Here is a 12,202-nt window from a genome sequence, read left to right on the forward strand (position 1 = left end):
AAAAACTTTATGAAGCGTCTTTCCATTGCTGTACTTATGCTAACTGCATTAACAGGCTGCACCGTTACCCCTGGTGCCTACATGTCAACGTCAGGCAAAAATGTCGTTGATACGGGTGATACTGATATTAGTAAATTAGTCGATATCTACCCAATATCTCCAAAACTCTTGGATGATATGTACACAGCGCCTATCATCGCCAAACCGAATGCACAATTAGAAAAACAGCTGACTAATTATGAATATCGTGTGGGGGCGGGTGACGTATTAACTGTTACTGTTTGGGATCACCCTGAATTGACTATCCCAGCGGGTTCTTACCGTAGCGCACAAGACTCAGGTAACTGGGTTCATGCTGATGGCACCATTTACTACCCCTATATCGGCAAGGTCAAAGTGGCAGGTAAGACTATCACCGAAATTCGCACCGTAATTAGTAATCGTTTAGCCACCTATATTGAATCCCCACAAGTGGATGTTAGTATTGCTGCGTTCCGCTCGCAAAAAATGTATGTGTCGGGTGAAGTGGCTAAACCAGGTACACTGCCAATCACTAACGTGCCTCTCACTATTTTAGAAGCCTTTAATAATGCAGGCGGTTTAACCGAAAAAGCCGATTGGGATAATGTGGTACTGACCCGTAATGGCAAAGAAATTAAAGTATCATTACAGTCCTTAGTCCAATACGGCGATTTAACTCAAAACCACCTAATGCTACAGGGTGACGTACTGTATGTTCCTCGTAATGACTCACAAAAAGTGTTTGTCATGGGTGAAGTGGGTCAACCAACCACACTGACTATTGACCGTGCAGGGATGAGTATCACCGAAGCACTGAGCAAAGCCAGTGGCATTGACCAAAATACTGCCAATGCAACGGGGGTATTTGTTATCCGCCCAATTAAAAACCAACCCGCGGAAGATAAAGAGTTAGAAGCTTTACTGCCGAAAAAAATGGCGGCGGTATATCAGTTAAATTTATCGGATGCCACATCACTCGTGATGGGCACCGAGTTTAAACTTCAACCGTATGACTTAGTCTATGTTACCGCTGCGCCAGTCGTGCGTTGGAACCGCCTGATCACCCAACTGTTACCAACCATTGCCTCTTATAACCAGTTAACGGAAGGCACCAAACGTATTCACGATTGGTAATAAACTATGTTTAATAATGTCCTAGTTGTTTGCATGGGAAATATTTGTCGCTCTCCTACGGGGGAGCGTTTATTACAAAATTACTTCCCACAAAAAAAAGTGCACTCTGCCGGTATTATCGCAAAAAGTGAGTTGTCCGCTTATGACAGTGCCATCCGTATTGCTAAGCAGCACGATCTTTCCCTTGAAAACCATCAATCACGTCGTCTAACTAGCGAATTATGCAATAAAGCAGACTTAATCCTAGTGATGGAAAACGATCATATTGCTAAAATCCACCAACAGTTTCCTGAAACTCGTGGCAAAGTGATGTTATTTGGTCAATGGATTAATAAAACCGAAATTCCAGATCCCCATAAGCGCAGTGATGAAATGTTTGAACACGTTTATCAGCTCATGGAAAAAGCCGCGCTTGCTTGGCAAGGCAAAATTTAATTTTATTTATTGGATGACTTAACATTTAACCTATTATGAACACAACAAAAAATAGCTCCCCTGCATCAGATGAAATCGATCTGCTCGCTCTGTTTAAAGTTTTGAAATCCAACACAATTAAAATTGGGTTTTTTACCGTATTTTTTGCCGCTATCGCAGTGGCCTATAGTCTATTAGCAACGCCAATTTACCAAGCCAATGCGACATTACAGTATGACAAATTAGGCCAGGTCTCATTACTCGACCAAATGAGCGATGTCATGCCATTCGGTAATAGCAATAACCAAGCGGACTCTGAAATTGAAGTCATCAAGTCCCGCATGGTGTTAGGCAAAACCGTTTCAGACCTGAACTTAGACACTCAAGCAGCCCCTGAAGGCTTTATCAGTAAGTTACTGGGTGAAGTGGCACCCGTTCATGTTGCCCTGTTTCAATTACCTGACAACTTAATTGGTCAGCCATTTACCCTAACTTATTTAGGGGATAACAATTATTCCCTAAATGTGGATGGCCAAGTCTTGCAAGGTAAAGTCGGTGAAGTTCTCAAACACGATGAAATTAACTTATTAATTTCCAGTTTTGCGGCTGAAACTGGCGAAGAGTTTGCATTAATCAAAAATGCCCGTTATTCCACTATTGAAGACTTACGTAATACCCTAACTATCGCGGAGGTGGGCAAAGGTACTGGCATTATCAGTTTAGCCATTAAAGGTGCGGATAAAACTGAGAATGTTAACATTCTCAACAGTGTTATCCAAAACTATGTTGACCAAAATACCGAACGTAAAAAAGAGGTCACTAATAACACGCTCGTGTTCTTAGATGGCTACTTACCGACCATAAAAAAGAAATTAGATAACTACGAAAACCAGCTCAATGCCTTTCGTAAAAAGAATGAGTCTATTGACTTATCTTTAGAAGCCAAAGCCGCTTTAGACACCGCATTACAAGTAGAAGAAAAACTTAATGAGCTGACTTTTAAAGAAGTCGAGATTCAACAACTGTACACTCGTAACCACCCAGCTTATCAGTCTTTGCTGGATAAACGCCAACAACTGTTACGCGAAAAAGAAAAAATCAGTAAAAATATCCAAAAATTGCCGAATACACAACAAGAAATCGTCCGTTTAACCCGTGATGTTGAAGCAGAACAAGCTATCTACACGCAATTAGTTGCGAAACAACAGGAATTGAGCGTATTGAACTCTGGTATTACTGCGGATGTACGCATTATTGATTCTGCCGAATCTCAGCCAAATGCGGTTGCACCAAGAAAATCACTCATCGTCGTACTAGCCACTATCCTTGGTTTTATTGTTGGCTGTGCGTATGTAATTGCTCGCGAGTTCTTTAATAACAAAATTAAAAGCACCGAAGATATCGATGCGCTCGGGATTAATGTCTATGCCACTATCCCATTCTCTACCCATGAGAAAAAACTGATTGAGGCGGGAAATAAGAGCCCATTAGCTATCGAAAACCCGGCAGATACCGCAGTAGAAGCTATCCGCTCGTTACGTACCAGTGTCTACTTCTCGGTAATGAACCAAGGCAATAACTTGGTGATGGTGACCAGTGCATCCCCAGGTGTAGGGAAAAGCTTTGTCACCTCCAATATGGCGGTGGTACTGGCCAATGCAGGTAAAAAAGTATTATTAATCGATACTGATTTACGTAAGGGCCGCTTACATAAAGCCTTTGGTTTAAGTAATAAAGCAGGCTTATCAGAATATTTATCACAGTCAAGTCTCGGTTCACCAACCATTCATACCAATGTGATTGAAAACCTCGATGTGATTTGTCGTGGTAAAAATGTTACTCACTCCTCTGAGTTATTAATGGGTGAGCGCTTTAAGCAGCTGCTGGATAAAGTCAAAAACCAATACGATATTGTAGTAATTGATACCGCACCAATTTTGGCCATCACGGACTCCGCCATTATTGGTAAGTATGTTGGTACTTCATTGCTGATTGCCTTCTATGGTGTGAATACTGTCAAAGATGTCGATTTATCACTGAAACGTTTTAAGCAAAATGATATCGAAATTACAGGTGTGATCTTGAACGGTATTGATGCAAGGTCAGACGATTATAACTACCACTACGAATATTAAGACTCAGGAATATTGATATGCATAATCAACAATTTCTTGTTACTGGCGGTCTCGGCTACATTGGTAGCCATACCTGCGTGCAAATGATCCAGCAGGGAATGCAGCCAATTATTTTAGATAATTTGCATAATGCTAACCTTGAAGTGTTAAATCGTATTGAAGCTATCACTGGAACAAAACCAACCTTTTACCAAGGTGATGTACGTGACAAGGCTATCTTAGATATTATCTTTGCCAGTCACCAAATCCAGTCGGTTATCCACTTTGCTGGTCTTAAAGCCGTCGGTGAATCAGTACAGAAGCCAATTGAATATTATGATGTTAACGTCAATGGGACATTGGTGTTAGTGGAAAGTATGAAAAAAGCGGATGTTAAAAGCCTGATTTTTAGCTCATCGGCCACGGTTTATGGTGAGCCTGAACACATTCCATTAACGGAAGAGGCTTCAGTCGGTAATACCAATAGTCCGTATGGTACCAGTAAATATATGGTTGAGCGTATTCTAGCTGACTTAAATATTGCAGATAACGAGTGGTCTATCTCATTGCTGCGCTATTTTAACCCTGTTGGTGCTCATAACTCAGGTTTGATGGGTGAAGACCCTAATGGTATCCCAAACAACCTGACACCATTTATTGCACAAGTCGCAGTCGGCCGTCGCAAAGAATTGGCCATATTTGGTGGAGACTACCCGACAAAAGATGGGACAGGTGTTCGCGACTATATTCACGTGATGGATTTGGCTGATGGCCATATTGCAGCCTTGAATAAAGTCAGCCAGCAAGCGGGCTTACATATCTACAACCTTGGCACAGGTACAGGAACAAGTGTTCTAGAAGTCGTTGCTGCATTTGAAAAAGCGGTCGGTAAACCGATCCCTTGCACGATTTCAGCACGTCGCCCTGGTGATATCGCAGAATACTGGTCGACTCCAGCCAAAGCCGCTCAAGATTTAGGTTGGACAGCAAAATATTCAATCCAAGATATGGCTAATGACGTTTGGCGTTGGCAATCAATGAACCCGAACGGCTATAAAAGTTAGCCATTGATACTCATACTTTATTCATACTAAGTAAGTAGCTTTTGATAGGATTTATAATATGAAAAAATTAATTGTAGACCTAGATGGTACTCTAACAAGTGCTAATACTACAAATTATAAAGAAGTTTCACCTCAAAACGAAGTAATAGAAAAACTTAGAGAATATAAAAAAATAGGATTTGAAATAATAATTTTCACCGCAAGAAATATGCGAACCTATGATGGTAATATAGGAAAAATCAATGTCCATACACTTCCAGTTATTATTGAATGGCTAGATAAACATAATATTCCATATGATGAAATTATTGTAGGGAAACCTTGGTGCGGACATGATGGATTCTATATTGACGACCGAGCCATACGACCTTCTGAATTTACTAAACTAAGTGTGGAGGAAGTAAATCAGCTAATAGAGAATGAAAAAAAATGTTTTTAATTATGTCCGGAGCCTTTGTCGGCCAAGAATTAGAGTCAGAGTTCGGGAAAATTCCACCGAGTTTTTTACCTCTAGGAAATAAAAGATTATATCAGTATCAAATTGCATTAGCCCCTAAAGGTGAAGAGATATATATATCCATACCTGAAACCTTTAATATATCTATAACTGATGAAACATGGCTAGAAAAAAATAATGTTAATATAATAAAAACCCCAAATAGTTTAAGCCTAGGTGCATCGCTAGTAGCATCTTTAAATATATCGGGCAATACGTTAAATAAACCCTTACATGTATTATTCGGAGATACATTATTCCGGAGTCTACCTATTGTTGGTGAGAATGTTGTAGGTATATCTTATACTAAGGATTACTATAACTGGGCAGTTGTTACAAATGACAATATTCAATGGCTAAAAGACAACCCGCTAGAACCTTCAAATGCAAGACATAGAATCATTGATGGTTATTTCAAATTTAATGATCCGAGAGAGCTGATAAAATCAATTACTCAGAGTGAATGGCAATTTCTTGAAGGATTGAATAAATATCATAATACAATTGGTATTACTCCTATTGAATCAGATAACTGGTTAGACTTCGGTCATGTTAATACTTATTACCGTTCAAAAGCCCAATACACTACACAAAGAGCATTCAACGAACTACTGATTACACCTGACTGGATTGAAAAATCAAGTTCAAAAAGTAATAAAATAGCTGCAGAAGCCTTTTGGTTTGAGAATATACCTTCAGAGCTGAGAGGCTTTATCCCACAATACCTTGGTTCTAAATATGAAAATGATACTATTTCCTACCGCTTAGAGTTTTTACATCTTACAGCTTTAAATGAGCTATATGTATTTTCAAAATTACCAAGCAAAGCTTGGGAGCAGATATTAACAAGCTGTATGAACTTTCTCGTCGCCTGTAACAATAATAAAGCCTCAGACTGTAGCTCAAGTAACACCCTTTCTATATTACTTAAAGAAAAAACAATTGAACGGTTAAATGACTATTGTCAAAATAAAAACATTTCTTTGGATAAAAAATGGAGCTTAAACGGGGATGAGGGTTTTAGCCTTACCCAAATATTAGAAAGCATAAATATGTATGTGCCATCTAATCCCAAAGAAAATACTGTGTTACATGGAGATTTTTGCTTTAGTAATATTCTTTATGACTTTAGAGCTGGCAAAATAAAGACGATTGACCCTAGAGGGCTTACACCTAGCAACGAACAAACTATCTATGGAGACTTGAGGTATGATCTTGCAAAACTAAGTCATTCTGTCCTTGGATTATATGACTGGATTATCGCTGGTTATTATGATGTTACAATTAATGATGGTGATATATCATTCGATATTGCAGAAGAAGAACATCATAAAGGAACACAGCAAATTTTTATTAAAATAGTTGAAGATACGTTCGGTTTAACCGCAAAAGAACTGTATGCGATGCAAATTCATCTTTTCCTTTCTATGTTACCTTTACATTCTGATGATATTGAGCGCCAGAAAGCATTATTTGCTAATGCTTTTCGCCTTCACCAAATTTTTCTAAGGTTAAAATAATGATCGTTATCCCTATGGCAGGTATGAGCTCTAGGTTTTTCAAAGCAGGATACACCCTTCCTAAATATATGTTAGAGGCTCAAGGAGAAACTTTATTTTGGCATTCAGTTAAAAGCTTTGATAAATATTTCTCTAGCCACCCATTTTTATTTATTGTAAAGGATATTTTTAACACCCCCCATTTTGTTGAAGAACAAGCAAAAAAACTAGGTATTAAAAACTTTTACATTTCTGTATTAAATGAAGATACTAGAGGGCAGGCAGAAACTGTAGCGCTTGGATTGAAAATTCTTGAAGAACAGAAAATTAACTATTCTGGCTCTATTACTATTTTCAATATAGATACATTTAGGAAAAATTATAAATTCCCAAATCTAAAGGAGAAAGGAAACGGCTATTTAGAGGTTTTTAAAGGGAGTGGTAATAATTGGTCTTATGTAAAGCCACAAAGTGAATACACTACAATAGTTACTGAGACCGCAGAAAAAAAAATCATCTCAAATCTATGCTGTACAGGATTATATCACTTTGAAAACAAAGATGACTACCTACTAGCTTTTACTAGCTACTTAAAGAAACCTATAGAAGAATGGGATAAAGGAGAGTTATACATTGCACCATTATATAATGAACTAATAGCTATTGGATTTAAAATACATTATGACTTAATTAATAAAAAAGATATTGTATTTTGCGGTATTCCTCAAGAATATGAAGATTTTAAATCACTTAATTTTTAGCTAAGATGGTATCTCCGAATGGCAGAACATAAGAAAAAAATCCATTTACTTTTTAGTATAGCAGTGCATGAATCAGCAGAATCAGTATATGACCTTGTAAATAATATAAATTATTTTTGCTTGAATCCATTAATAGTCATTCATGTTTCTCAAGATTCTGAAATGGAGTTTGATTTTTCAAAACACAAAAATGTCTATATTAATAGAACTAGGCTTTTGACAGGATATGTTGATGGAACCTTAACTTTTGTACATATAGAAAATTATTTGGAATGCAAAAGAATAGGCCTACATTTTGATTATTTCATTCCTTTTGGTAGCAATCAACTATTTATTAAATCAGGTATTGAAAGTTATATTTATGGTTCAGTAAAAAATGAGAGTTCTAGCCCAGATAAGAAAGATTACCACTACCAAGTACACCTAAAAGATAAAAATGCTCACAAGATGTTAAGTTCTGTTCTCAGAAAGTCAGCACCTGAAGGCACATATTACAAGCATGATGTAATGGAGCACATGCTATCTTCAGGAGGGAATCAATACTATAAAGAAAATATATGGGCATACCGTTGCAAATTAGGTCTTAGAATAAGGAAATTCGCATCATTGCTGACAAAAGTAATGGTTAAATTAAAATTAGCATCATTGATTCCATCTTTTATAGCTAGATTTTCTTATGCTTCAGAAGAAATAATATTCCCTTCAATAAAATATGTAGGAGTAGAAAGAAAAACATTTTGCTTTATTCCTTGGGAAAGGAAAAATATTAAAGTCACTATCGAAGATATAGAACAACTTAGAAATCAGGACTCTCATTATTACTCGGTCAAACGAATAGAAAGAGATTACTACGATGAGGTAAGAGTTTTTATTAGAGAAAATATTGCTCAAGGTTATAAGCCTAAAGAACTTAAATAATATGTTCACTTCCACATGAAACCAAACCCATTTGCGCGTAAACTCTTCTCATCGTTTCTTATCAAAAATATCAGCTTAACGTTATGCCACACATTGTTTTATTCGAACCAGAAATACCACCAAATACTGGCAATATCATTCGTCTTTGTGCCAATACTGGCTTTGATTTGCATCTTATTCACCCTCTTGGCTTTACATGGGATGATAAACGCCTACGCCGTGCGGGATTGGACTATAGCGAGTTTGCCGATATCAAGCATCACCATGATTATTATGCTTTTTTGAAAAGTGAAGGGCTAAACCCGGATAATAACCAATCTGAAAGTGGGGCTCGCGTGTTTGCCTTAACCACTAAAGGTAAACCAAGCCACAGTAATGTCAGCTACCAACAAAATGACTATTTGATGTTTGGCCCTGAAACTCGCGGCTTACCACCTTATGTGCTCGATAACATGCCAATGGAGCAGAAAATTCGTATTCCTATGTTGGCAGATAGCCGCAGTATGAATTTATCCAACTCTGTAGCAGTGGTTGTGTTTGAAGCATGGAGGCAGTTGGGGTATTCAGGGGCGCTGCTAAAGGACTAGACTATAAAAGGAGCTCAGTTTGAGTTCCTTTAGTTTGAATCAATAAAAAAATGCTCTCCACCAATTAATGGGATCAACCTTGCGAGCACACCATCAAGAACCCCCTCATCAGCAACTACCCCAAACTTCATACTTCTATCTTTCCAAGATAGTGTTTGAATAAGGTTTGCCGCAGCAACACACGGAGTATCAAGATTATTTATCCCTACTTCTGTTATGTGCCCTCTAATGCTTGTGCTAATAGGACAACAAATTACCAAGCCTGATTTTTTATTATATTCCACACTGGATAAAACGAGTGCAGGCCGATATTTTCCTATTTCTTTTCCTTTCGTTGGGTCAAAATCTAACCAAATAATATCATTTCGCCTTGGTATATAACTTTTACTCATTCACCAATTTCCATATCATTAATTTGAGCAAGTTCATCTGAATGACTATTATATTCATTCATATTGTCAAGCAAATAAGCTTCAGAAAACATCCTTATCTTCTTTTTGGGAGAAAGAACCAAATTACCGTTATTAACAGAAATATCAAGACGTTGACCAACCTCAATACCTAATTGTTTTAAGATAGCTGATGGGATAACAATGCCCTGGCTATTTCCCCATTTTTTTATAGCAACGCTCATTTCTCTTACCCCATACTTATTTTTGAGTATATTAGTTTCTAAATGTATAAACATTGTATAACTTCATTGAGGTTAAAGCAAATTTTCGGTCAATTTATATACAGATGAGGGAAATCAAAAATGAAAACGATCGAACTAGAACCCTCACAACTCAAATCCCATCCCCATCTTCAAAACCCCAAATACTGCCATTAAAGTTTTGATCCATTTCTAAGGACGGTTTATCGCTGGTGGGTTTGCCGACAATACGTGCGGGAACCCCTGCCACTGTGGTATGCGGTGGAACTGGATGAAGCACGACTGAACCTGCGCCAATTTTTGCGCCGTGGCCAATTTCGATGTTACCGAGTATTTTTGCCCCTGCGCCAATCATCACTCCTTCCCTCACTTTCGGGTGGCGATCACCACAAGTTTTCCCGGTACCACCGAGTGTGACGGATTGTAGGATTGATACATCATTTTCCACAATAGCCGTTTCCCCAATCACGATGCCTGTTGCGTGGTCAAGCATGATGCCACAACCAATACGGGCGGCTGGGTGGATATCGACACCAAATGAAACAGAAATTTGATTTTGCAGGTAAACCGCCAGCGCTTGGCGGCCTTCTTTCCACAGCCAATTACCGATGCGATAGGCTTGCAAGGCGTGGAAACCTTTCAAATACAATAATGGAGTGGAATATTTATCAACGGCGGGGTCACGTAGGCGAACTGCGGCTAAATCCATTGCCGCAGAGAAAATCATGCCTTCATCATTGCGATAAGCTTCTTCAACAATTTCACGCACTTCAAGCGCTGGCATAATCGGCGAGCTCAGTTTATTGGCTAGCATATAGCTGAGTGCACTGCCTAAATTGTCGTGCTTTAACAATGTCGCGTTAAAAAAACTGGCGAGGAGTGGTTCGCAGTCCGCAAGAGACTTCGCTTCATCTTTAATGAAACCCCAAATTCTATCCAGTTCTTCACGCGACATAATCACTCACCTATCTATTTTTATTAATCATGCAGCTTTGGCATATCGGCAATTTCATCTTTCGTCGCACGCCCTAGTAGTGCTTGCGCCGCCTCTAACACATTTTTATGACGGTAAAGGATTTGATAAATTTGCTCAGTAATTGGCATTTCAACACCTGCCCGCTCAGCTAGTGCGCGGACTTCCTTGGTATTACGATAGCCTTCAACGACTTGGCCAATCTCTTTTTCTGCATCTTCAACGCTAACGCCATCACCTAGCATCATGCCAAAACGGCGGTTACGGGATTGGTTATCTGTACACGTTAACACAAGGTCACCTAAACCTGCCATCCCCATAAAAGTTGCAGGGTCTGCTCCCAAAGCTGCACCTAAGCGACTCATTTCAGCTAAACCGCGGGTAATCAATGCAGTACGTGCATTGGCACCAAAGCCCATGCCATCAGAAATACCGGCGCCAATAGCAATCACGTTTTTCACTGCACCGCCCAGTTGCACCCCAACCATATCCGGGTTTTTATAGACGCGAAAACTCTTGCCGCAATGGAATAACTTTTGTAAGTCATCACCAAATTGGCTATCGCTTGCGGCAACAGAAATTGCTGTTGGTAAACCTGCGGCAAGTTCTTTTGCAAACGTTGGGCCAGACAACACAGCCAGAGGAATTTCATTACCTAATACCTCACGTGCCACTTCTTGCAACAAACGGCCAGTATCCCTTTCTAAGCCTTTAGTCGCCCAAATAATACGGGAGTCTGCGCGTAAGTATGGCTGGATTTGTTTTAGTACATCACCAAAAACATGGCTCGGTACCACAATCAAGATATTGGGGCTCGCCTCAACGGCGCGTTTTAAGTCCGTTTCGAGAGATAAACTATCAGGAAAAGAAACGCCAGGCAAAAATGCCTGATTGCTACGATCTTGTTCTAGTTGATGAATGTGTTTTGGGTCATGGCCCCATAACACAACCTGATGTGCATTACGTGCAAGCGTAATGGCTAAAGCGGTGCCGTACGAGCCGGCACCGATCACTGTCATTGAAGCAGTATTCATTAAGCGTCCTGTTGAGCTTCTGAGTTCTGCGCTTGTTCACCTTGTTGCTGCTGTAAATAGTTCATGAACAGTGCATCAAAGTTAACTGGCGCTAAGTTCAATTGTGGGAATGTACCACGGCCCACTAAGCTAGTGATCGCTTCACGTGCATATGGGAACAGGATGTTCGGGCAATATGCACCTAAGCAATGTGCCATTTGAGTACCTTCAATACCTTCGATAGAGAAAACACCTGCTTGCTGAACTTCACACAGGAAAGCGGTTTCTTCACCTAAAGTTGCTGTCGTAGTGACGCGTAAAACAACTTCATAAACACCTTCAGACAGCTGAGTTGAAGAAGTATCTAAATCTAATTTGATTTCTGGCTGCCACTCGTGTTGAAAGATGTGTGGTGCGTTAGGTGCTTCAAATGAAACGTCTTTTGCATAAATGCGTTGAATTTGAAAAACCATTTCTGAGTTGTTTTGTTCTGACATAGTTTATGTACCTTTAACTTCCATATGAATTTTCCCTGTCATTCTTTGAGCTACAGGGG

General features: G+C 39.2%; 14 protein-coding genes. 9 read left to right on the forward strand and 5 right to left on the reverse strand.

Annotated features, from left to right (window positions below):
• Positions 1-9 precede the first annotated feature (9 nt).
• From PSF28_RS15050 to trmL, 9 genes are all read left to right on the forward strand, one after another.
• Positions 10-1,155, forward strand: a complete 1,146-nt coding sequence (locus PSF28_RS15050) for a polysaccharide export protein (protein WP_272685281.1) — start codon at positions 10-12, stop codon at positions 1,153-1,155.
• A 6-nt stretch (positions 1,156-1,161) separates the two neighbouring features.
• Positions 1,162-1,590: an arsenate reductase/protein-tyrosine-phosphatase family protein gene (locus tag PSF28_RS15055; RefSeq protein WP_272685282.1), complete on the forward strand. Its 429-nt coding sequence runs from the start codon at positions 1,162-1,164 to the stop codon at positions 1,588-1,590.
• Between the two features lie 35 nt (positions 1,591-1,625).
• The gene (locus tag PSF28_RS15060) at positions 1,626-3,704 is read left to right on the forward strand and encodes a polysaccharide biosynthesis tyrosine autokinase (protein WP_272685283.1); all 2,079 of its coding nucleotides are present in this window, start codon (positions 1,626-1,628) and stop codon (positions 3,702-3,704) included.
• Positions 3,705-3,721: 17 nt separating this feature from the next.
• Positions 3,722-4,747 carry a UDP-glucose 4-epimerase GalE gene (gene galE / locus PSF28_RS15065; RefSeq protein ID WP_272685284.1) on the forward strand — a complete coding sequence of 342 codons (1,026 nt, stop codon included), beginning with the start codon at positions 3,722-3,724 and terminating at the stop codon, positions 4,745-4,747.
• 58 nt (positions 4,748-4,805) lie between these two features.
• Positions 4,806-5,186 (forward strand): HAD hydrolase family protein, encoded by a 381-nt coding sequence (locus PSF28_RS15070; protein ID WP_272685285.1) that lies wholly within the window; start codon positions 4,806-4,808, stop codon positions 5,184-5,186.
• Positions 5,177-6,763 (forward strand): capsular biosynthesis protein, encoded by a 1,587-nt coding sequence (locus tag PSF28_RS15075; protein ID WP_272685286.1) that lies wholly within the window; start codon positions 5,177-5,179, stop codon positions 6,761-6,763. Before PSF28_RS15070 ends, PSF28_RS15075 begins: the two co-directional genes overlap by 10 nt.
• Complete coding sequence (locus PSF28_RS15080; RefSeq protein ID WP_272685287.1) at positions 6,763-7,503, forward strand: capsular biosynthesis protein; 741 nt, start codon at positions 6,763-6,765, stop codon at positions 7,501-7,503. Before PSF28_RS15075 ends, PSF28_RS15080 begins: the two co-directional genes overlap by 1 nt.
• Before the next feature lie 18 nt (positions 7,504-7,521).
• Positions 7,522-8,421: a hypothetical protein gene (locus tag PSF28_RS15085; RefSeq protein ID WP_272685288.1), complete on the forward strand. Its 900-nt coding sequence runs from the start codon at positions 7,522-7,524 to the stop codon at positions 8,419-8,421.
• A gap of 83 nt (positions 8,422-8,504) precedes the next feature.
• On the forward strand, positions 8,505-9,008 hold the full coding sequence (gene trmL, locus PSF28_RS15090) for a tRNA (uridine(34)/cytosine(34)/5-carboxymethylaminomethyluridine(34)-2'-O)-methyltransferase TrmL (RefSeq protein WP_272685289.1): 504 nt from the start codon (positions 8,505-8,507) through the stop codon (positions 9,006-9,008).
• A gap of 29 nt (positions 9,009-9,037) precedes the next feature.
• Here trmL and PSF28_RS15095 read toward each other — a convergent pair whose 3' ends face one another.
• The 5 genes from PSF28_RS15095 to secB all read right to left on the reverse strand — a co-directional run bounded on the left by PSF28_RS15095 (position 9,038) and on the right by secB (position 12,143).
• Positions 9,038-9,400, reverse strand: a complete 363-nt coding sequence (locus tag PSF28_RS15095; RefSeq protein WP_096863621.1) for a type II toxin-antitoxin system PemK/MazF family toxin — start codon at positions 9,398-9,400, stop codon at positions 9,038-9,040.
• The gene (locus PSF28_RS15100; protein ID WP_004906951.1) at positions 9,397-9,642 is read right to left on the reverse strand and encodes an AbrB/MazE/SpoVT family DNA-binding domain-containing protein; all 246 of its coding nucleotides are present in this window, start codon (positions 9,640-9,642) and stop codon (positions 9,397-9,399) included. Before PSF28_RS15100 ends, PSF28_RS15095 begins: the two co-directional genes overlap by 4 nt.
• A 151-nt stretch (positions 9,643-9,793) precedes the next feature.
• Positions 9,794-10,615: a serine O-acetyltransferase gene (gene cysE / locus PSF28_RS15105; RefSeq protein WP_272685290.1), complete on the reverse strand. Its 822-nt coding sequence runs from the start codon at positions 10,613-10,615 to the stop codon at positions 9,794-9,796.
• Positions 10,616-10,638: 23 nt separating this feature from the next.
• On the reverse strand, positions 10,639-11,667 hold the full coding sequence (gene gpsA / locus PSF28_RS15110) for an NAD(P)H-dependent glycerol-3-phosphate dehydrogenase (RefSeq protein WP_004265161.1): 1,029 nt from the start codon (positions 11,665-11,667) through the stop codon (positions 10,639-10,641).
• On the reverse strand, positions 11,667-12,143 hold the full coding sequence (secB, locus tag PSF28_RS15115) for a protein-export chaperone SecB (protein WP_004906947.1): 477 nt from the start codon (positions 12,141-12,143) through the stop codon (positions 11,667-11,669). Before secB ends, gpsA begins: the two co-directional genes overlap by 1 nt.
• Between the last annotated feature and the right edge of the window lie 59 nt (positions 12,144-12,202).

Source organism: Providencia sp. PROV130, from assembly GCF_028482225.1.
Taxonomy (GTDB): Bacteria; Pseudomonadota; Gammaproteobacteria; order Enterobacterales; family Enterobacteriaceae; genus Providencia; species Providencia rettgeri.

What these genes read in the sequence shown, in the direction of transcription:
- PSF28_RS15050 (WP_272685281.1), top strand. Translation starts at nt 10, where the DNA reads ATGAAGCGTCTTTCCATTGCTGTACTTATGCTAACTGCATTAACAGGC.
- PSF28_RS15055 (WP_272685282.1), top strand. Translation starts at nt 1,162, where the DNA reads ATGTTTAATAATGTCCTAGTTGTTTGCATGGGAAATATTTGTCGCTCT.
- PSF28_RS15060 (WP_272685283.1), top strand. Translation starts at nt 1,626, where the DNA reads ATGAACACAACAAAAAATAGCTCCCCTGCATCAGATGAAATCGATCTG.
- galE (WP_272685284.1), top strand. Translation starts at nt 3,722, where the DNA reads ATGCATAATCAACAATTTCTTGTTACTGGCGGTCTCGGCTACATTGGT.
- PSF28_RS15070 (WP_272685285.1), top strand. Translation starts at nt 4,806, where the DNA reads ATGAAAAAATTAATTGTAGACCTAGATGGTACTCTAACAAGTGCTAAT.
- PSF28_RS15075 (WP_272685286.1), top strand. Translation starts at nt 5,177, where the DNA reads ATGTTTTTAATTATGTCCGGAGCCTTTGTCGGCCAAGAATTAGAGTCA.
- PSF28_RS15080 (WP_272685287.1), top strand. Translation starts at nt 6,763, where the DNA reads ATGATCGTTATCCCTATGGCAGGTATGAGCTCTAGGTTTTTCAAAGCA.
- PSF28_RS15085 (WP_272685288.1), top strand. Translation starts at nt 7,522, where the DNA reads ATGGCAGAACATAAGAAAAAAATCCATTTACTTTTTAGTATAGCAGTG.
- trmL (WP_272685289.1), top strand. Translation starts at nt 8,505, where the DNA reads ATGCCACACATTGTTTTATTCGAACCAGAAATACCACCAAATACTGGC.
- PSF28_RS15095 (WP_096863621.1), bottom strand. Translation starts at nt 9,400, where the DNA reads ATGAGTAAAAGTTATATACCAAGGCGAAATGATATTATTTGGTTAGAT.
- PSF28_RS15100 (WP_004906951.1), bottom strand. Translation starts at nt 9,642, where the DNA reads ATGAGCGTTGCTATAAAAAAATGGGGAAATAGCCAGGGCATTGTTATC.
- cysE (WP_272685290.1), bottom strand. Translation starts at nt 10,615, where the DNA reads ATGTCGCGTGAAGAACTGGATAGAATTTGGGGTTTCATTAAAGATGAA.
- gpsA (WP_004265161.1), bottom strand. Translation starts at nt 11,667, where the DNA reads ATGAATACTGCTTCAATGACAGTGATCGGTGCCGGCTCGTACGGCACC.
- secB (WP_004906947.1), bottom strand. Translation starts at nt 12,143, where the DNA reads ATGTCAGAACAAAACAACTCAGAAATGGTTTTTCAAATTCAACGCATT.